The organism is Acinetobacter colistiniresistens (assembly GCF_024582815.1).
Taxonomy (GTDB): Bacteria; Pseudomonadota; Gammaproteobacteria; order Pseudomonadales; family Moraxellaceae; genus Acinetobacter.
Map to the genome: position 1 here is coordinate 1,761,544 of NZ_CP102099.1, position 21,646 is coordinate 1,783,189.

Annotated in this window: 15 protein-coding genes and 1 CRISPR repeat array; of the genes, 13 read left to right on the forward strand and 2 right to left on the reverse strand. The window is 37.8% G+C overall.

What is annotated here, in order from left to right; genetic code table 11:
* Positions 1-19: 19 nt before the first annotated feature.
* A complete protein-coding gene (locus NQU59_RS08415) occupies positions 20-838 on the forward strand; it encodes a PhzF family phenazine biosynthesis protein (protein ID WP_257065871.1) in 819 nt (272 codons plus the stop codon).
* Positions 839-982: 144 nt separating this feature from the next.
* Positions 983-3,751: a M16 family metallopeptidase gene (locus NQU59_RS08420; protein ID WP_257065873.1), complete on the forward strand. Its 2,769-nt coding sequence runs from the start codon at positions 983-985 to the stop codon at positions 3,749-3,751.
* 51 nt (positions 3,752-3,802) lie between these two features.
* Here the strand turns inward: NQU59_RS08420 and NQU59_RS08425 are convergent, their stop codons facing one another.
* The gene (locus tag NQU59_RS08425; RefSeq protein ID WP_005243400.1) at positions 3,803-4,186 is read right to left on the reverse strand and encodes a DUF3144 domain-containing protein; all 384 of its coding nucleotides are present in this window, start codon (positions 4,184-4,186) and stop codon (positions 3,803-3,805) included.
* 105 nt (positions 4,187-4,291) lie between these two features.
* On the opposite strand from NQU59_RS08425, the gene NQU59_RS08430 reads away from it, so the two are divergent.
* Positions 4,292-4,924 carry a hypothetical protein gene (locus tag NQU59_RS08430; RefSeq protein ID WP_005243398.1) on the forward strand — a complete coding sequence of 211 codons (633 nt, stop codon included), beginning with the start codon at positions 4,292-4,294 and terminating at the stop codon, positions 4,922-4,924.
* A gap of 255 nt (positions 4,925-5,179) precedes the next feature.
* On the opposite strand, the gene NQU59_RS08435 is transcribed toward NQU59_RS08430, so the two are convergent.
* Positions 5,180-6,634, reverse strand: a complete 1,455-nt coding sequence (locus NQU59_RS08435; protein ID WP_257065877.1) for a CYTH and CHAD domain-containing protein — start codon at positions 6,632-6,634, stop codon at positions 5,180-5,182.
* A gap of 176 nt (positions 6,635-6,810) precedes the next feature.
* Here NQU59_RS08435 and NQU59_RS08440 point away from each other — a divergent pair, with 176 nt between their 5' ends.
* The 10 genes from NQU59_RS08440 (at position 6,811) to NQU59_RS08485 (ending at position 21,576) form a co-directional block, all read left to right on the forward strand.
* Positions 6,811-7,182, forward strand: a complete 372-nt coding sequence (locus tag NQU59_RS08440; RefSeq protein WP_005243395.1) for a DUF962 domain-containing protein — start codon at positions 6,811-6,813, stop codon at positions 7,180-7,182.
* A gap of 116 nt (positions 7,183-7,298) precedes the next feature.
* Entirely contained in the window at positions 7,299-8,246 is a 948-nt protein-coding gene (cas1f, locus tag NQU59_RS08445) for a type I-F CRISPR-associated endonuclease Cas1f (RefSeq protein ID WP_257065879.1), read from the forward strand.
* Positions 8,247-8,599: 353 nt separating this feature from the next.
* Positions 8,600-11,977, forward strand: a complete 3,378-nt coding sequence (gene cas3f, locus NQU59_RS08450; RefSeq protein WP_257065880.1) for a type I-F CRISPR-associated helicase Cas3f — start codon at positions 8,600-8,602, stop codon at positions 11,975-11,977.
* A 15-nt stretch (positions 11,978-11,992) separates the two neighbouring features.
* Positions 11,993-13,243: a type I-F CRISPR-associated protein Csy1 gene (gene csy1 / locus NQU59_RS08455; protein WP_257065882.1), complete on the forward strand. Its 1,251-nt coding sequence runs from the start codon at positions 11,993-11,995 to the stop codon at positions 13,241-13,243.
* Positions 13,243-14,127, forward strand: a complete 885-nt coding sequence (gene csy2 / locus NQU59_RS08460; protein WP_257065883.1) for a type I-F CRISPR-associated protein Csy2 — start codon at positions 13,243-13,245, stop codon at positions 14,125-14,127. The genes csy1 and csy2 overlap by 1 nt, the downstream gene beginning before the upstream one ends.
* A gap of 25 nt (positions 14,128-14,152) precedes the next feature.
* Positions 14,153-15,166, forward strand: coding sequence for a type I-F CRISPR-associated protein Csy3 (gene csy3, locus NQU59_RS08465; RefSeq protein WP_257065885.1), 1,014 nt, complete (start codon positions 14,153-14,155; stop codon positions 15,164-15,166).
* A gap of 2 nt (positions 15,167-15,168) precedes the next feature.
* Positions 15,169-15,780, forward strand: coding sequence for a type I-F CRISPR-associated endoribonuclease Cas6/Csy4 (cas6f, locus tag NQU59_RS08470; protein WP_257065887.1), 612 nt, complete (start codon positions 15,169-15,171; stop codon positions 15,778-15,780).
* Between the two features lie 130 nt (positions 15,781-15,910).
* Positions 15,911-17,499: a CRISPR direct-repeat array (repeat unit 28 nt; unit sequence GTTCATGGCGGCATACGCCATTTAGAAA).
* A 124-nt stretch (positions 17,500-17,623) separates the two neighbouring features.
* Entirely contained in the window at positions 17,624-18,790 is a 1,167-nt protein-coding gene (locus NQU59_RS08475) for a helix-turn-helix transcriptional regulator (protein ID WP_257065889.1), read from the forward strand.
* A 90-nt stretch (positions 18,791-18,880) separates the two neighbouring features.
* Positions 18,881-19,750 (forward strand): hypothetical protein, encoded by an 870-nt coding sequence (locus NQU59_RS08480; RefSeq protein ID WP_257065891.1) that lies wholly within the window; start codon positions 18,881-18,883, stop codon positions 19,748-19,750.
* A gap of 269 nt (positions 19,751-20,019) precedes the next feature.
* On the forward strand, positions 20,020-21,576 hold the full coding sequence (locus NQU59_RS08485; protein ID WP_257065893.1) for a hypothetical protein: 1,557 nt from the start codon (positions 20,020-20,022) through the stop codon (positions 21,574-21,576).
* The last annotated feature ends 70 nt before the right edge of the window (positions 21,577-21,646 follow it).

Below are 21,646 nucleotides of genomic sequence, written 5' to 3' on the forward strand. Positions count from 1 at the left end.
ATAGAGAGAGTGTTGTGTCATGAAGATGTATCAAATTGATGCTTTTACCCAACAATTATTTAAAGGAAATCCGGCCGCGGTTATCGTTGTGGATGAATGGTTAGATGACCATTTGATGCAGAATATTGCGATGGAAAATAATTTATCAGAGACCGCATTTGTCAGAACACTTGATGACAGTAATTATGAGATTCGCTGGTTTTCTCCACTGGATGAGGTGGCTTTTTGTGGGCATGCGACTTTAGCCAGTGCTTTTGTACTGTTTAAAGATTTCACTCAAGCAACAACCATTCAGTTCCATGTGCGCGAGCTCGGAATTTTTATTGTCAGCCAAGCTGCTGATGGCAAAATCAAAATGAACTTTCCAATTCGAAAAGCTGAATTAGTCTCTGATTTTCCTCAGGAACTACGTGAGGCGCTGACGAAACCATTTAAAGCTGTTTATCGTAATGCTCAAGCTTATATTGTTGAATATGAAACCGTGCAGGATGTATTGGATGAACAACCTGATCTGGAAAAATTAAAACAACTTGGCAAGATTCGTACAGCAATTACTGCTTCACAGCCGGATGTTGCCATTACCGCACGCGGCGAAGGGACGTTTGATTGCGTTTCTCGCTATTTTGCACCCGCAATTGGCATTGATGAAGATCCAGTCACGGGTTCGATCCATACCGCGATTGTCCCGCTTTGGGCCGATAAATTAAACAAGAAACAATTGGTGGCTTTTCAAGCTTCTGCACGTGGCGGGATTCTGGACTGTGTGATTGAATCTGAACAGCGTATTGAAATTTCAGGTTATGCAAAATTATATATGCAAGCTGAATTGCTAATCTGATTTTTAGCTTAAATTGTGCAAAAACAAAGATAAAAGCTGTTTAAATAAACAGCTTTTTTCAAAACATAACTATTAAAAATGCGAATCGTTCTCTACTATAGCTTGACGTTTTTATTTAAATCACCAAAATTACTTGGATAAATTATGTTAATGCGGTTTAAGCAGCTTACTCTCTCTCTTTGTTTGATCGGGTTGAGTGCGACGTCTTGGTCTCAGACAGTACTCGTAAAAAGTGAAAAAAATATCGAAGAATATAAATTAGATAATGGTTTTCGTGTAATTCTTGCGCCAAATGATAAAGAAAACAAAGTCTATGTAAATACGGTTTATTTTACGGGTTCACTGAATGACCCGAAGGGTAAAGGCGGTCTGGCACATCTATTGGAACATCTGGCTTTTAAAGGCACGCAGAATGTGAAAGGCGATGAGTTCCAGCGTCGCCTGGATCAATTTACCCTGATGACCAATGCCAGCACCGATTACTACTCGACTAAATATTTAAATATTGTTCGTCCTGAAAAGAATGCATTGAATGAAATTCTGTACCTCGAATCTGAGCGTATGGACAAATTGGTACTGCAAGAAAAATTTGTGCCTTCTGAAATTGAGATTGTCAAACGTGAACGTGAAATCCGTATGGATCAACCTTTTGCGGTATTGATGGATCAAATGTGGAAAGCCGCTTATGGCAACCAATATTTGGGCCGTTTGCCGATTGGTGATCTACCCGAGTTAAAGTCCATTCAGCTGAATGAATTGAATCAGTTTTATAAAACTTGGTATGCGCCGAATAATGCGGTGATGGTGATTTCAGGTAAATTTGATAAGACCGAAGTGCTGAATAAGATTGATCAATATTTTAGTCCAATACCAGCACGTGCTGTGCCTGCCCAGGTACAAGTGCCTGTTCTGGATTCAAGCAAAATTGAACAGCGCCAATTTACCGTGCAAAAGGGCAGTGATTTAGCCAAATTCCACATCTATATGAATGGTAAAAATACCAAGCTGCAGCCTGCGTTAGCATTGGCACCGGCACTCTATACCATGCAACCTAGTGGTATCCTGTATAAAAGTATGGTGGAGACGGGGATCAGTACCGCAGTACAGTCAACCACATGGTTAGATCAAGATTTTAATTTGGTGTTTATGGGGGCAATTTATGCACCGAATCATGATGCCAAAAAGGTCAATGATGCACTCACGGCAGGTGTAGAGAATAGCCACGAATTTAGTGAGGCTGAGTTACAACGGATTAAAAATATCACGCAAAATGATGCGGATACCATTATGAATGATGCGGTGGCGTTAGGATCACGTCTGAGTGATTATGCCGTTTCATCTCATGGTCAATGGGATCAGTACTTTAAAGATTTACAATCAGTTAAAGATTTAAAATTAAAAGATGCCAATCAAAACTTAAAAGAATTTTTAGTAGCATCCCATCGTATTTCAGGTGATATTTTGCCAACACCTGAAGATCAGAAGAAGGCGATGACGCTAAAAGCTGATAATCAGCCAAAAACGCTAGATCAAAGTGCAGAAAAGCCTGAACCGTTAAAGGATGTCAGTGTTTATCAGCAGGAAGTCAGCCAGTTTATGACGCAGTCTGCTCAACAATTGCAAAAGAATGAGCAGAAAATTCAGCGTGGCGAGTTAAAGAATGGTATTCGCTATGCACTCTTCCCAACGCCTACACGTGATGATAAAACCTATGCCACCATTAGTTTAGATTTTGGTGATGAAAAAACATTATTTGGCAAAGGTGTGACCTTAGATTTAACCAGTTATTTGATGTTACGTGGATCTGAAAAGCATACTTTGCAAGAAATTACGGATAAAGCAATTGCTGCAAGTGGTGGGGCATCGGTCAGCTCGAATGGCAATGGTTTTACCATTGTGATTCAGGCGAAGAAAGACAAGTTTGAAGATTTCTTCAACTTTATTGTGGATGTGGTTAAACAACCAAAATTTTCACAAACTGAATTTGATCTGGCAAAAAATCAGAGCTTATCGGTATTGGATCGTCCATATACAGAACCTGCGGTTGTGTCATCGATGACTTTATCGAAAATTCTGGAAATCTATAAACCAGGCGATATCCGTTATCACTTTGAACCAGAACTTGCGAAAAAGCAGATCAGTGAAGTCACTCAGCCACAAATTAAACAGTTCTATGAGCAATTCTTTGTGACGGATCATGCCCAAATCGCTGTGACAGGTGATTTTGATGCTAAGAAAATGCAGAAGACCTTACAAAAGGCCTTTGGTTCTTGGAAAGCAAAGCAGCCGTTCACGAAAGTGACAGGTCAATATACGGTGTATAAAGCGCAGAAAGTACATGCTTTATCGGAACAGCGTGAATTTGGTAGTTATCAAAGTGTACTGGCGTTGCCTGTTGGTTCATACCATAAAGATGCACCAGCTTTGATTATCCTGAGTCATATCTTGGGGAACTCGCAACTCTCATCGCGTTTGGCACAAGAGTTACGTGAGAAGAACGCCTTGGTATATGGCTTTGGTAGTGGCCTAGATCTTGATCCTGATATTGATGATGGTACGTTGAGTATCACTGCAAATTATACTTCTGGTCGTTCTGAGCAAGTTTCGCAATCGGTACATAAGGTATTGAATGAGTTACTGAGCAAAGGCGTGACTGAGCAGGAAGTGGAAGCAGCCAAAGCCGATATCATGAAAAAACGGGTGACCGCTTTAGAGGACGAGCGCAATATTCATGGCATGCTCACGGGGCAGTTAGAGCGTAACAAGACTTTGTTGGATCGTGCTGAGCGAGATCAAGAACTTGCGAAACTGAGCAAAGAAGATGTCAATGCGGTAATCAAGAAATACATCAAACTTGATCAGTTTGTCGAAGTCATGGCTGACCAATACGGGCAAGCACAAGATCTGAAATAAATCATAAAAATAAAGCCACCAAATCGGTGGCTTTATTTTTAGCAGAAATGTTTAATGATCATGTTTATGCGCATGAAAATCTTCATTCTTACGGAAGCGTAAGTAGTTTTCAAACTGTTCACAGTATTCGTCAAAGTTGTCTTCCAGCATCATTTGGAATTGTTGCAGTAGATAAGACATTACTTGCTCTTTGGCATCACGCATTTCTTCGCCGTCTTTAAAGTTATTGGCTGCAACCCAGGTATTAAAACGGGCAGTGGCGAATAACATGGCTGCACTGACTTGACCACGTAATTCTTCTGGTTTAGCTTGCTGACCTTTGGGTGGTCGGCAGAAATCATTGGCAAGCTTAATGAACTCATCTGCACGCTCAAAAAAGACTGCATTTAAAGCTTCTTCTTCCGTCACATCAGTGGCGTTAATTTTTTGAGACATGGTTTTTCCCAGCGACAAGTTAAGACACATTATTATAGACAAAGCCTTGTCGAAACTAAACCTTTGCCTTAACCTAAAATAGCCTAAGCAATTAGAATAACCACTATGCAAGATGCAATCGCGATTCAAAGCTTAAAAACGGATATTGCTTTATTACGCCAGCATATTTATCCACCCCAATATTTAGAGCATGTCGAAGGCTTGCCGATTTATTATGGGCTGAAAGAGGATGTAGATGAGTATTATCGGCAGTGGCAACCGCTGATTGAAAGAGCACAACAGTTATGTCAGCCTTTTATGGAAGACGAAATTGTGGATGCGATTCACTTACCCAGTCACTTAAATCTGCCGCTTTTTTTCTTTCAGGTGGATCGGATTCGGATCAATAAAACCCGTGCCAAAGAGTCTAAAACTTTTCGCGGTGTGGCGGCTTTGTTAGAAAAATGTGGCCAGTTTGAGACCGATCAGATTTTTGCGATGCAGGAATGGTTGGGCAGTGACGATACTGCGGCCTTAGTTGCACATCGTGAATTTATTGATTTACGTACCTATGTATTTCAGCATGGGCAAAGTGACTATACCCGTACTCGGTTTTATATGAATGGCGTGATTTTAAGTGTAGAGCCGCATTTTAAATTGGTGGATGCACGGGACAAGCCACGTAAGCAGCGTAATGATAGTTATAGTGATCCGATTGCTGATAATGGTACGTGGAAGATTTTTGGGAAATATCGGTAAATGATTTAAGCTTAATATGGAGATATTATCTGCCTGCTAAAGAACTAATTTTCATTTTCCGTTAAGGTGAGTAAGACCTCAAAAATTATGAATAACCGAATACCTTTTGTATAGGTGGTGCCTTACTTTTGACTGGGCAAAAGTAACAAAACCCCTCTGTTAAGCTGATGGCACATCCTTGATGCCACAGCTTAACGGCGGCATCCATGCCGCCAGCACGATAACAGAGTGAGGTGATTTTCCCTTGTGCAGCAATCAATCCTCATCCCAAAAAATATCTTTAGCAGATAAACCCTGTAGCTTTTTATTCGCTTTCTTGGCCACATGTGGTTGTTGTGCCTTGACCCAACCTAAAGCAAATAAAAATTGTGGATGCTTCACAGCCTGTTGTTCAAAGATCTGTTCGGCGACAAAGAGATCATTATAAAAACCTAAATACTCCTGAATCGGCTGCAACTTATTTAAGAATTGTCGAACTTGTTTTTCAGGATAAATCCCTGCAATAAAGTCGATGCAATAACGCAATTGTTTAACGCGTTTACGGGTACGGTGTTGTTGCTCGACTTCTAGCTTCGAAAATTGAGAGGTATCTTTAAGAATTTTTTGATACAACTTGGTTAAGCTTTTAGCCGCTTGTTTAGAGAGTTTAGATTTAGACTCATGCTCACTATAGGTAAAGCTGAACAATGCTAAAAATAGCTGTGTGGTTTGAGTATGGCTTAATAACTGAGAAACACGACTGTCAACCTTATCAGGGAGTGGAAAATCAAAATCACAAACTTCTTTGACTAAGGGAATGACCGAATCTTGAATTGCATCGTTATCACGTGATTGCCCCAAAGCTCTAAAAATATCAGCCAACTGACTTTCCCATGCAGGATCAATGTGCGCAGACCAGTTTGAGAAATGTTTTAAAGCTGAACGCAAACGTCGTAAGCCGACACGTGCTTGATGAATATGGTCTGTTTCTGCTACACCATCAGCGATTGCAGCCGTATTAGGCAAGATATGATTGAGCGTATTTTCGATCATCAGTTTAAGGGCTTGTTCAGCACTGACATTTGTTTCTAAATTTAGTGTTTTTGCTTTGGTGGCAGGGGAAACCCGTTTACCAATGGCCAGTAAATTGCCCCGTTCAGCTTTACTGCGTACATCAAGCCAGAGCTGATATTTGTCTACCCAGGTTTTGGCAAAATCTATCAGAGACTGTGCCGAGCCTTGTTTGAGCTCAAATTCGACTTCACAGATTTTGGCTTGATCAGTTGGGGTGCGAATTTCTCCATCATCCAAGCAGACTTCAATATGCGAACCTGCAAACTCGAAGACATGGAAGGTACGCTGTACATCAGTTTGAAATTGCAACTGTAGCTCAGCAGGCTGTTCACCTAAAACATCACGGAGTACGCTTTGCACGGTTTGATTATGTTTATATAAAGATAAATCCAGCTCAGGTTCTTCAGCGCATTTGCCTAAATAAATATCTTCTTCGATACGTTGTAAATGGTTCTTACTGGCGGCCTTAAAGGTTTGCACCCAATGCTCACCTTCCTGACGCAGACGAATGGCGATGTAATTCTTTGCCAGTAAGCGATCGGCAGTGTCATAGTATTTTGCTTGCAGGTGAATTTTCTGTGCTTTTTGCTTGCTTAACAGCTGTAATACACTTTTTTTCTTAGATTCAGGCAGTTGAAATTTTAGCTCTATTTCCATGAAGTTATGACTCCTGACCACCGACAATGATAAATATAAAAATAGTATAACTTGTTGATCTCAAAAATCATTGTAAAGTTGTTTTAAGCAGGGAAAGGATGGCACGCAATGACTTTATTTTGTACAGAAAATGCATTAACGTGTGGAGAGTCTTGCACGATTAGGATGATCTTAAAATGAATGCACCAGCGAATATTACCCAGCCAGTGGAATTTTCATTACCCATTAAAAACTATGACGAATTTTATCATTTTTATTTAACCGAACACCGCAATATCGCCAGTCGCCGTTTACATGCAGCAGGCAGTTCGATTGGTTTATATTTCTTTAGTCAAGCCATCCGTAAACGTCAGGCAAAATATGCGGTATATGGTTTAGTATCAGGCTATGCCTGTGCTTGGGTTGGGCACTTCTTCTTTGAACATAATAAGCCTGCCAGCTTTAAACAACCGCTGTATAGCTTTATTTCGGATTGGCGCATGTTGTCTGATGTTGCACGTGGTCGTTTAAGTCTGATTGATCGTAAGTTTGATAAAATTGAGTCGTAAATCAACGTATATTTAAAAATTATAAAGCGACATTCGGTGTCGCAAAGCTGCTTCGGCAGCTTTTTTATTGTTTATCGTTCCAGTAAGATCATAAAAAATGAGGGAAAAACAAAAGAATGGAACAACTTAACTCATCTGATTTAAAAGCAATCTTACATTCTAAACGTGCCAATCTTTATTATTTAGAACATTGCCGGGTGATGCAAAAAGATGGGCGAGTGCTGTATCTCACCGAAGCAAAGAATGAAAACCAATACTGGAATATTCCCATTGCCAATACCACGGTGATTTTACTGGGTACAGGAACATCGATTACGCAGGCTGCGATGCGAATGTTGTGCAGCGCAGGAGTGTTGGTTGGTTTTTGTGGTGGTGGTGGCACGCCATTATTTGCTGGCAGTGAGGTGGAATGGTTAACGCCACAAAGTGAATATCGCCCAACTGAATATATGCAGGGCTGGATGAGCTTCTGGTTTGATGATGCCAAACGTTTAGATGTTGCAAAGCAATTTCAATTTGCTCGTATCGAATTTATCCGCAAAATTTGGGCTAGAGACAAAGATTTAAAGGATGAAGGTTTTTATCTGGATGATTTAGATATTCAGCAAGCTTTAGCTGGTTATGAAAAGAAAATTCCTAATATGGTCAAAGTGGGTGATTTACTCCTCGCCGAAGCGCAGATGACCAAGCAACTTTATAAAATTGCAGCAACTCGTTGTAAGTTGAGTTTTGAACGTAATCCAGAGCAAGGGGATTTAGCCAATGATTTTTTGAATCATGGCAATTACTTAGCCTATGGCCTCAGTGCGACAACACTTTGGGTCTTAGGTATTAGTCATAGTTTTGCTGTGATGCATGGCAAAACCCGACGTGGTGCTTTGGTCTTCGATGTGGCTGATCTCATTAAGGATACGGTGGTTTTACCATGGGCGTTTATTTGTGCCAAAGAGGGGCTGACTGAGCAAGCGTTCCGTCAGCAGCTGTTGCAAAAATTCACAGAATATCGCTGTCTGGATTGGATGTTTGAGCAGGTGAAAGAGAAGGCTATGTTAAATTTAAAATAGATACATCTAGTATGGTTGTTTTTATTTTTAATTGGTGTTATTTTGCTCAGTATCAATATGAGAGGAGATACACCTATGTTCAAAAATAAGCTTTTTGTAGTATTTTTTATTTCATTGATATGGTCAGTGAATATTTCTGTGAATTTTAATCCAGAAATATATCTTGATTTTACATTTAGAAAATGAGTTATGAGTATAATTAATACCAACTGTCACATAGACAGCTTAGAAAATACTAGATGTATCTTGGATATGTCTTTTTCACAGCCGCATAGGTTGTTTAGCAGGGCTAATATAAGTCTAAGACTTGTATTAGCCCTCATTAATTCTAATGAATATGAGGTTACTGGTTTATGATCGTAACCTTTATCTCTCAGTGTGAAAAGAAAGCGATTGCTCGAACTCGTCGTGTGCTCGATGCTTTTGCAGATCGGATTGGTGATAACACATGGCAAACAGTGATCACTGAAGATGGATTGTTGGCGGTCAAAAAATTACTTAGAAAAACTGCGACGAAAAGTACAGCGGTTTCATGTCATTGGATACGTGGTCGTCGTAGAAATGAATTGATGTGGGTTGTAGGAAATCGTAATAAGTTTAATGAACAGGGGATAGTCCCCGTAAATACCACAAAGAAAAGCTTGTCTCAAAATAAATGGGAAAATGACTGGCATTATTTACCATTAATCAAAGCATTAGTTGCTGTGTCTGCTTTACTGCATGATTGGGGTAAAGCAACGGTATTATTCCAGCAAAAATTACTTGATAAAAATAACCAATTTAAAGGTGATCCTTTACGTCATGAATGGATTTCATGCCTATTATTAAATGCCTTGGTGCAATCATCAGGCAATATAGAGTCTGATGAGGTTTGGTTAAATCTATTTATTAATCAAAGTTGGGATGAGGAACTTCTCCAGCAAATGATTGTAAAAAAATCAGATCAATCAAAAGTTTTAACTCAGCTTCCACCATTCGCTCAATTAGTTGCGTGGCTGATCATTTCACACCATCGCTTACCTAATTTAAAAGATGATAAAGATTCAAAAAGGTATGCTGCTGAACCTGCAAATAGTATTACAGAATTATTTGAATGTATCGAAGCAAACTGGGGCTATCAAAATAAATTTCATGAAAAGGATTACCAGCAACGACTTAAATTATGTTTTCAGTTTGAGCAAGGCTTACTAAGCCAATCTACTGAATGGACAAAACAAATTAAAAAATGGTCATCACGGTTATTACAGGAAGCTCAAGTATCAGGACAGATTTTTATTGATGGTAGTTGGCGAGTGATTTTACATCATGCGCGCTTATGTCTAATGTTGGGGGATCATTATTATTCATCGTGTGAGGCGGATAAAACATGGAAAACGAGTTTATCACTCGTTGCAAATACAGATGCTAAGACTAAGCAGGCCAAACAATTTTTGGATGAACATCTAGTTCGAGTCAGTGACAATGCTATGCGGATAGCTCAGTCTTTAAGTCGTTTAGCTGATGAGATGGAATCTGCTTATAATATTCAAAAATTAAAAAAGAAAAGTCCATCAGGTTTTGAATGGCAGGATCAGGCTGCTAAAGGGATTCAGCAATTTATTCAAAAAAATGAAGGGGCTGAGAAACAGGGTTGGTTTATTGTCAATATAGCAAGTACAGGGAAAGGAAAAACCATTGCAAATGCGAAAATTATGCAAGCCTTATCTAAGGACGGACAATCATTACGTTATATTTTAGCTCTAGGCTTAAGGACATTAACTTTACAAACAGGGGATTCATACCGTCATGATATTGGTTTAGGTAATGATGAGCTAGCTGTTTTAATTGGTTCAAAAGCTGTACAGGAGTTGCATCATCAAAATGCCAGAAATGATCAACAGGACAAATTAAATATCGAGGAAATCGGTTCAGAGTCATTAGAGGCGTTATTAGAGAATGAACTGGATTACGACACGATGCCCCAAGCCGATTTTATGAATGCTTTATTCCCTAAAAATCAAGAACAACGTAATAAGGCATTTCTATATAAACCTGTTTTAGCTTGCACCATTGATCATATTATGGCAGCGACTGAAACCAAGCGTGGTGGCAAATATATTTTACCGAGCTTAAGACTTTCGTCCTCAGACTTGGTCATTGATGAAGTGGATGATTTTAATGCTCAAGACTTAGTTGCTATTGCTCGACTGGTGCATCTTGCAGGCATGTTGGGACGAAAAGTGATGATATCGTCAGCAACTATACCTCCAGCATTGGCTGAGGGATTTTTTAATGCCTATCAGCAAGGCTGGGCTTTGTACTCTGCCTTTAAAAAACTAAAAAATAAAAATATCGTTTCGATGTGGGTTGATGAGTTCAAAACAAAAATTCAAACCATTGATTCGAATACGCCAAAAGAGCTTATACAACAATATCAAAATACACATGATCAATTTGTAGATCTTCGGACAGCAGTATTAGTTCAGCAAGTTGTGAAACATAAAGCCTATATTGTGCATTGTGCTGATCTTGTAGTCGAAAAAGAAGTTCAACGTTTAGATCAAAGCTTGCAGTCTCAATATTTTGGACGGATTCAGCAGAATGCTGAACAATTACATTTGAGTCATCACAGTATTGATCTTAAGACAGGTAAAAAAGTCTCTTTTGGTGTAGTGCGTGTTGCCAATATTCCACCTTGTATCGCTTTAACTCAATACTTACTCAATGCAGAATGGTCACAGGGCATAGCGCCTCGTGTTATGGCATATCATAGTCGTCAAGTTCTGTTGCTACGTAGTGAGCAGGAACGGCATTTGGATCAGGTTTTAAAACGTAAAGAAAAAGAAGGAGAGCAAGCAACCGCATTTTCAGATAATGTAATTCGCCAGCATTTAGATTCGATTGAAGATGAACATGTGATTTTTATTTTGGTTGCAACCCCAGTAGAGGAAGTTGGTCGAGACCATGATTTTGATTGGGCCATTGTAGAGCCATCATCTTATCGTTCGATTATTCAATTAGCAGGACGAGTGTTACGTCACAGAAAATTGGAGCAGAATATCGAAAAGCCAAATATTGCTTTAATGCAATATAATTTAAAAGGATTAAGAAAAGCTAAGGCTGCTTTTGAAAAGCCTGGTTTTGAACTTAATAATGATAAATTCCAATTACTCACGAAAGATTTAAAAGAATTACTCGATATTTCAGATGTGAGTTTTAATATTAATGCCATACCAAGAATAAAAAAGAATTGCCCATTACAAACAAGAAAAAGGCTAGCAGATCTTGAACATGCAGTAATGGCTGATGCGTTAACCTCATACGAAAAATTAGGAGCAAAACCATTAAATTCGTGGTTAACACAAAAATGGTTTTTAACTGCTTTACCGCAAAAAATTATACAATTTAGGCAAAGCTCTCCGAATATTCAGATTTTTGCTGTTTGGAGAGATCATAAGCTGATACTCTGTGAAAAAAATGATTTTGGTCATTATATTGATCGGAGTAGTTTTTATAATATTGATTATTTGCAATTAAATAATTTGGAACAAAAAAGATTATGGTTGAATAGGGATTATTACGACATTTTGTGTCGCTTGACCCTTGATCATTTAACTGGAAATGAAGAAGATGTCGAAGCAAAGATTGAAAGGCTATCGGAACGTTATGGGGAGATTATGTTGCCTGAGTATGATGAGAATAAACGATTAATGTATTCAGAACAGTTTGGCTTGGTAGTTTCAAATAAATAATAAGATGGAAAGGATATGGCAGAAAGTATTCATGCATTTTTAAATGAGCGTAAAGAGCTTTGGCTAAAAGATCGTTTAAAAAAAGCAGAAAGTGATGTTGAAACTTTAACTTTGCAACATCAGGCAGATAATAAATTTAGTTTAAATGAATGGTTACCTGATGCAGCAAAGCGTGTAACCCAGCTTGCAATGGTGAGCCACCCAAGTAAGTTTAGTCATCCAAGTGCCAAGACTTCAAGCCTTATTGCTAAGGCGAAACATTGTAATGATGGCTATTTACGCAGTGGTAATGTGAACTATTCATTGGATGTATTTGGTAATGCTGCTGCAATGGATGTATTTAAGTTCTTATCTTTACCGCTTACTGAAAAAATGACGGTTTTGGATGGTTTCGAACAGGGTAATCAAGAGTTGCGAATTTTAATTACGCATGCAGGTTTAAATTTTGAAACATTGAGTTCAGAATTTTTAAAAATTAAAGCCGCAGACCATTCAGTAAAGACAGATCATTTAGTAAAACAGGTCTATTTCCCAATTGATCAATCTGAATATAATTTATTATCTATTTTAACTTCATCTGGTTTAATTACTCGACTCAAACAAGTCATTGATGCCATGCGTTTTTCGGAAGAAACCAAAAAAGCTAAAGAATTGCGTAAGAAAAATGAACATGATGAAATTGGTTATGTGGACATACTTGATCTAACAATAACTGCGTATGGTGGAACTCAACCACAGAATGTTAGTGTTTTAAATAGCCAAAATGCGGGACGAGCTTATTTACTGTCGAGTTGCCCACCAGTATTAGAAAAAAGAACGATTAGACTTCCTAAAACTGATTTTTTTATGCAGTGTTTATATCGAAGAAATTATCAAGACAGCTTTATTCAATTACATAGATTTATGCAGCTTGATCTAAATAATATGGATATTAGAAATGCGATAAAAAATATTATTCAATTTGTGATTGATCAAGTGTTACTACAGGCATTAAAGACTAGACAATATGCAATTGAAGGGTGGACAAATCAAGATTATTACGCAAACTTACCGAAAATGCAGCGAATTTGGCTAGATAAAACTTATCAAGTCGAGCGAGAAGAAAATAGTGACTGGCGTGACGAATTAAGCCGAGAAATAGCGCGTTGGATATTACGAAGTTATGAAAAAGTAATTAGTGATGCTTATATGTTGGGAACAGTTGAGTTGGTTGAAGTTAAACAGCGTGTAGAAAGCTCATTACAACAAGCAAAGGAGTTTTTCTAATGCGTCATTTTTTATTGATTTCTCATTTAAAACTTCACAATGCCAATGCCATGAGTAGCCCATATACCATTGGATTTCCAGCAATGACAGCTTGGCTTGGCGCAGTCCACGCTTTGCAACGTAAATTACAAGCTAAATCATGTGATGTGGCTTTAACTAAAGTTGCGGTATGTTGTCATGAGTTTAATTTGCAAACCTATAAAGGACAGGGCGATTTTGTCCATTCAATTATTGGTACCGCAAATCCATTGGATAAGGATGGAAGTCGCCCCGCTTTTATTGAGGAAGCCCGTTGCCATTTGGAAGTTTCACTTTTAGTTGAAATTGAAGATTTGAATAACAAAAAAAGAGAGCAATTGTTAGAACTTGCTTCTGAGCTAATTTGTAGTATGAAATTTGCAAGTGGAGATGTTCTTACACTGAAGAATTGTCAAATACTGGATTTTGATGAAGATGAAGATCATGACAAGGAATTAAAACCAATCCTCAATAAACTCATGCTTGGGCATGTACTGGTTGAGCGTCGTGATCTCGTAATAGACAGTATGAATCAAGGTAAGGATGCTTTAGATGCGCTTTTAGAATATTTACAAGTCACGCATAGCTCGAGTGTAGATGAAGATAACAAAGTGACATGGACATCAAAGCGGAAAGCTCAAGGTTGGCTCGTACCTGTCGCTGTTGGCTTTCAAGGAATTTCTGATTTGGGATTCGCAAAAAATCAAAGGGATGCCAATACACCACATCGGTTTGCCGAAAGTGTTTTAACTTTAGGTGAATTTTTGATGCCGTATCGCATAGAACATCTTGATCAAATGTTATGGCAATACCATTTTGATTCAGAAAACAATTTATATCTCTGCCAAAACGCTACAACAAATTAATTTGATATTGAAAAAGGAAAGACTCATGGCTAAAAATGAAAAAACAGTCGCAAGTGTACTCGCATTTGAAAAGAAACTTGTTCCATCTGATGGATATTTTTATGGAATGACTTGGGATAATCGCAACGAACAAACCGCTTTAAAACTTATTTCCAAATCAGTCCGAGGAACGATTTCAAACCGTTTAAAGCCTACTGTTGCCAGTGATCCATTGAAGTTGAATGCTGAAGTTGAAAAAGCCAATTTACAAACAGTAGATGTTTGTGCTTTGGGTGAGCATCAGGATACTTTAAAAGTTGGTTTTACTTTGAAAATATTAGGTGGTGTTGAAAATCCATCTGCTTGTAACAATGAAGCTTTTTTAAACTCTTATCAAGCCGTCGCAAAAAGTTATATTAACAAATATGGCTTTACAGAGCTTGCGAAGCGTTACGCGCTCAATATTGCCAATGCTCGTTTTTTATGGCGGAATCGTGTCGGTGCGGAAAAAGTAGAGGTTGTGATAACAATAAATGATCAACCTGCTATAACATTTAATGCTTTGGACTATCCACTGCATGATTTTGACCATGTAGATGAAAAATTAAAAACATTGGCTGATCAAATCGCTCAGGCTCTAAAAGGTGACACAGCATATTTATTAATTAAAGTTGAGGCTTATGCCTTGGTGGGTAAAGCGCAAGAGGTTTATCCAAGTGAAGAATTGGTTCTTGATAAAGGTAAGGGTGATAAGAGTAAAATCCTCTATCAAGTTAATGATGTTGCTGCAATGCACTCTCAAAAAATTGGTAATGCACTACGTACAATTGATACTTGGTATCCTGAGTTTGATGATAAAAAAACAGCAATCGCGATTGAACCTTATGGTGCGGTCACAAATCTTGGAAAAGCTTATCGTACTCCTAAAGAGAAAAAAGACTTTTTTACCTTATTTGATAAATATGCTTTAGGTGAGCCGTTAGAAAATCTGGAGCAAGAACATTATGTTATGGCTGTTTTAGTGCGTGGTGGGGTATTTGGTCAAAGTGCGAAGGATTAATAATGCAATATTATCAAGAAATCACTTTAATTGATCAGGATGAAATTTCACCTTATTTTATTTGGTCAAAAGTGTATACCCAACTCCATATTGCTTTTGCAGAACATACAGATGATCAAGATAAGAGTCGCTTGGGTGTCTCTTTTCCTCAATATCGTATTAACCAGCAAAAGAATATTGGTTTTTTGGGTGCGAAAATTCGTATTTTTGCCAATACAGAAGTTGAGTTACAACAGCTTAATCTGGCGAAGTGGTTGGAACGGCTTGTGGACTATGTCCATTTCACTCAACCACGTGAAGTACCTCAAGCTAAAATCACGGGTTACGCTCATTATTTTCGAGTTAATCCAAAGATGAATTTAGAAGAGCGTATTATTCATCAAGCACGGCGCCACAATATTTCATTGGATCAAGCGAGACAGCACTTTAAGGAATATATTGATCAGCCTGTAGTTGAGCCTTATGTGAGTTTAAAAAGTCTGAGTGCCAAGCGAGAAGAAAATATAGATCGACCATATCGCCTATATATTGGTAAATCTGTTGTCGATGAGGCAAAAGATGGAACATTTGGAACTTATGGGTTAAGTCGTTTCTCAACTGTACCAGAATTTTAACCCAATATTTTTTGACTCTTTAATAGCTTAATAAAATCAATGAGTTACAATAAGTTGTTTTTGATTGGGTAAAATGCCTAAATCTATATTAACTACTTGTTGTAACTTATATTTTTACTATAATTTTATAGTTCATGGCGGCATACGCCATTTAGAAAACCAAGCGTTTTCATCACCAAACGGAGTTGTTGTTCATGGCGGCATACGCCATTTAGAAAATACATGGGTTCATCTCCAGACACCTCCAACTGTTCATGGCGGCATACGCCATTTAGAAATCGCTGAAACCACACATTCGGGCATAATGCTTGTTCATGGCGGCATACGCCATTTAGAAATCTGTGCACTTTCCTCCATCCCATAAGCAGTTGTTCATGGCGGCATACGCCATTTAGAAAAAGAAAAAAGCCTTGTAATCGACATTAAAACAGTTCATGGCGGCATACGCCATTTAGAAAGCGATGAGGTCTACAACAAAGACTCTAAAGATGTTCATGGCGGCATACGCCATTTAGAAATCTAAAGCGTTAATTCAATATAGCAAAAAATAGTTCATGGCGGCATACGCCATTTAGAAAGCCACCAAAATGTGACAAAACAGACCCTTATGGTTCATGGCGGCATACGCCATTTAGAAAATTGCTTCTGCAATGCTATCAGTCTACTTGACGTTCATGGCGGCATACGCCATTTAGAAATCAAAGAAGCCATTGCAATGCATGCCCAAGATGTTCATGGCGGCATACGCCATTTAGAAAAAGAACACAAGCTACATTTGAAGTTCAAACAAGTTCATGGCGGCATACGCCATTTAGAAACGAGGGTGGCTTAAACTCTTTCAAACTTAAAAGTTCATGGCGGCATACGCCATTTAGAAATACCTTTGTCCGGCTGGTGTATGGACAATAGGGTTCATGGCGGCATACGCCATTTAGAAATTTTGCAGGTTTTGCATTTAAATCCTTTACTCGTTCATGGCGGCATACGCCATTTAGAAAATTTGCTTCAATCAATTCGCGATCTGATTCGAGTTCATGGCGGCATACGCCATTTAGAAATAAAGATGCCATATCTTGAGGTTTTTTCTATTGTTCATGGCGGCATACGCCATTTAGAAAACTTGATGATGTTGGCCAACGCTGCATGTTTCGTTCATGGCGGCATACGCCATTTAGAAATTCTCCGTCACGCTTAGTCATGTTCTTAGCACGTTCATGGCGGCATACGCCATTTAGAAAAACAATTTCAATCGAAGGTTTCTTAAGCTGGAGTTCATGGCGGCATACGCCATTTAGAAAAGCGTAAGCGCCAGAAGCAAACAATAGAGGCGGTTCATGGCGGCATACGCCATTTAGAAATGTATGCGCAAAAGTTCATTAAGTTGGATGTGGTTCATGGCGGCATACGCCATTTAGAAAAACAGCAGAATCATAAAATGCAGCTCTGGCTTGTTCATGGCGGCATACGCCATTTAGAAAAAGCCTTAAATTATATTGCGGAGAATGAGCAAGTTCATGGCGGCATACGCTATTTAGAAAACACGTAAAACCTGTTGCAGTAGCACCGCAAAGTTCATGGCGGCATACGCCATTTAGAAACTGACGGATTTTTACATTGAACGAATTTTGTTGGTTCATGGCGGCATACGCCATTTAGAAATAGATTTTGCAAAGGAATCTTTAGATAAAACAGTTCATGGCGGTATACGCCATTTATAAAACAGACTGTAATAGGAAAATGTTGTCAGTGAGTACTTCTTTTATCTGATAGAAGCTACTAGTACATATCACGACAAATATTTTTTGCTATATTGAATGATATACCACCTTTTTTTGTCGTGCCTATGAATTGCTATGATATGTACTATGATGAGCTGGTTGAGCTTATTTATAAAATTCCTTTAAGCACAGAAGGATGGAATCAATTTGCTACACGTCTTAACCGAGTTCTAGGTTTATCTTTGGTACATATTCTTGCACTAGATTTCCAAAAACAGGCTTTTTCGTTTAGTTATAGTGTTGGCGTGATTAAAGAAGAGGAGATTGCAAGTACAGAGGTTAAATATCTGCATTATTCGGTTGCAGATGATCCACGCTGGGGGGAGTTTCTAAGGCCAGATCGTACTGGTTGGTATCAATGCCACTACACCGTTTCTGATGAGTTTGTTGCTCAATCAGCCCTTTATCAAAATATTTTATTACCAATACAGGTACGTTATACCGCAGCGCATGAACTTATTTTAGATGATAAGTTGTGTGTATTGTTGGGCGTATTTACTTCACTCGAAAGGCAACCATTAAACAAAGAGGATTTAGAGTTTTTAGATCAACTCATTGTGCATCTAAAACGAGTTGTGGCCATTCAAAGACATATCTACGAGTTTTCTAGTAAAGCAATTATGGGATATGCATTGATTGATAAACTTTCTCAACCAATTATGCTATTAAATTTAGCTGGGCAGGTATCTCATTCTAATTTGGCTGCTAAGCACTTATTTAGTAAAAGCAAGATACTCGAGATTGAGGATAATCGGCTTATCTTGCCAGAACCTTACCAATCTCAATTGATGGATAACCTACAACATATTGAATATTTGTTTAAGTCGAGACAATTATTGTCTGAGCAAATATTGGACGATGGCTGTATAAAAATAATAGATCAAAACAACGAAATTCTTTATATTTTCGCAACGTTACTAGTTTCAGAACAAGAAATGAAAGCTTTTGGAATCAGGCCTTCTGTGATGTTGACCTTCTATCACCCAAGCCACTCATCTACTGTAGATGCTCATTTACTCCATGCAGCATTTAATTTATCGCCAGCGGAAGCTAGGGTGGCTTTGTTACTCTTAGAAGGTGACCTACCCAAAGAAATCGCAACGAAGCATCAAGTTCACTTAGATACGATCCGTAAACAATTACAATCTATTTATAAGAAAACGTCGACAAGTCGCCAAGCAGAACTAGTTAAATTACTATTAAATATTCCGCGTTATAATTTAAACGCTTAAAAGTAGGTTTTATACCTCATTCATGGAATAGACGAAGTAATCATTTTCTTTAACACTAAAGAGGTTGTCATTTTTAGTAGGGAAAGAAAAATGAGATATTCAGTATTTAGCCTTTTCATTGGCAGTTTGTTATTAGTGGGTTGCGGTGGTTCAGATAATTATAATAATGATTCGAGTAGCTCATCCAAAAACAATGGTAGTTCAGAGCAACCAAGTACTAAACCTGCTGTAACGACGGAACTAGTTAATGAAATGAGCGGTATTGCATTACGTGAGGCATTACAGTCAGGTTTGGTTCATACTTTAATTTCGGGGACTGACGAGGTGCTTGATGGTCGGCAATGTAAAACAGGAACAATGACGCATGCGGAAAGTAGTTTTACCTTTAATGGCTGTGAAGGCATCTACGAGGAAGCCAATGTTAAAGTGTCAGGGCAAGTTACGACTGAAAATGATAGCTATACATTTAAGAATCTCACTCTAACTTACCCAAGTGGTGAAACACAAAAGATTAATGGCAGTTTACAAATTTTAGAGAATCCAGCAAGCGTAAAAATTACTTCGTCACAACTGATACTTGATGCACAAGAGCTCAATTCAGCTAAAAAACTAATTCCAATTAACTATACGATTAAAGATTATCAACTGGTTTGGACACCGAGTGATGCAACTCATGTACAGTTACAAGTAAGTTCAAAATTAAAATCTACAGGTCGAGAAGGCGGGGATTTTAATATGGCTTTTGATAATTTCATGACACCATTCAATATTCAAAAAAATGAAAAAGATGATTTAATTGGAAACCCCTATACAGGAACATTAACGATTACAGACTTAAATCAAAGTGAAAATATCATTACTATCAGAGCACTAGGTGTAAATCAAAAAGCCCAATATACATCTATTGGTGATCAGCGTTTTGATAAACAAATTGCATGGGAAGAACTGTTAGATTATTAATTTCTTTTGTTATGTTGAAATACGTAATTTTTAGATAAATGATCGAGATTTTAGATTTATTAATACTTTAATAAAGTAAGGTTTTATCCTTGATGTGGTTTAAAATTTTTAATAAGATTTATTTTAATGTTGGTGAATAAATTTATAGCTGTACATTGATTCCTATGTGCAGCTTTTTATATTTTACAGAGTCTATTCCTCATTTATGGAATAGACGTAAACATAAAACTCTCTAATATTATAACTATGCGTTTAGTGAGGAGAGCATCATGAAGTATTCAATATTCTGTGTCTTAATCGGTAGTTTATTACTTGCTGGGTGTGGAGGGGGAAGTGATAGTGAAAAGTCAACAACAGGTCAGGTTCCTAATAAAACTGAGTTAGAATCGATTTACCAAAATACTCAACTTTACTATACCTTTGAGATGCAAAGTAATATTGGGAAAACTTATAAATCAACGATTACTTTATCGGTTAAACCTGATGGTGGAATTATTGGGGAATGGAATTCACCATTTGGGAATTTTCAACTGTTAGGCAGTGCGGGAAATTATTCTCCAGAAAAATACTTATCTTGTTTTGAAAAAGGGGGGATTACAAGTGAGTGTCTTGGTTCATCACTATTAAATAGCAATCCTGGTGTTTTATTTATTTCAGCCAGTAATTCTCAAAAAACACAAAATTGTAGTCTAGTTGAGTCTATTTCTAAAAACAAGGATGGATCTATTTTAATAAAACCTTTAAATCATGTTAATTTAAATGCTGTTTGTAAAGATGCTGATTCTGATGAAAGGTATTTTGCAAAAGATTTAAATGTTTCTATTAATGGTGCTGTGCCTATCATTATTTCAGGATCAACAGATGCTACTAGTTCTGATCATAATAATTTTATTAGTTGGGATAACAGTGTGAATGGAACAATTGTTAAAGATGGTAGTAATCAGAGTTTTGCTGTTCAAGTTTCGGACGGTATTGTAGTTGATCTTCAAAGAAATACACGTTTAAATGGGACACAAGTACTAAAAAATAATAATGCAGATTTAGTGATTGATGGCAAAGTTGTAGGAAATGTTGGATATACAACGGCGACAAATGGAGGCCAAATTACAGTTTTTAATTGTAAAACTGGTGGACAGATGACTTTTACAATATCAGGTAATCAGTATACATGGAATTGTCCAAATGGAAGTTCAGGAAGTACAGGCAGCTCTGAGGAAAATTCTAATGATGAGAGTTATGTAAATTGGAATGGAAATGCGAATGGCTCAACGATTAAAGATGGGAATAATCGGAGCTTTGCAGTTTACTCTTCAAATCGTATGCTTGTAGATATTCAAAATGGTATAGAGCTTAGAAATGCGATAGTGAACAATAATGCGAATTTGATTGTTGATGGTAAAGTGATTGGTAGTGTTGTGCAGGCAACGGCTTCAAATGGCAGTAAAATTGCTGTTTTAAATTGTAGTACTGGCGGTCGAATGACTTTCTCAAATTCGGGAAGTCAATATACATGGCATTGCCCTGATGGAGGAACAGGTAGTACATCTGGCAGTAATTCAGGAATGAGTGGCGGAAAACAAGGTATTAGTGCAACTCAGTGTATAAGGCTGGTTGATCAGGGTAATGATAAATATGTATTCCGCAATAGCTGCTCAGATATTATTAATATTTCTTATACTATTAATGGATTAGGTGGAACATATATTACCTTGCGTGCAGGTGAGAGTACTCTAGATACAGTTTCAAAAACAGATCAATATTTTTATAATGCATGTGTTTTCCCATCTGTACCTGTGTCTGATAAAGGAGGATGTAATTCATATTAACGATTCCGTGATTTATCAATGATTCCTTCTTAGCCACTTAATTTGTGGCTTTGCTTATAATAAACCTTGT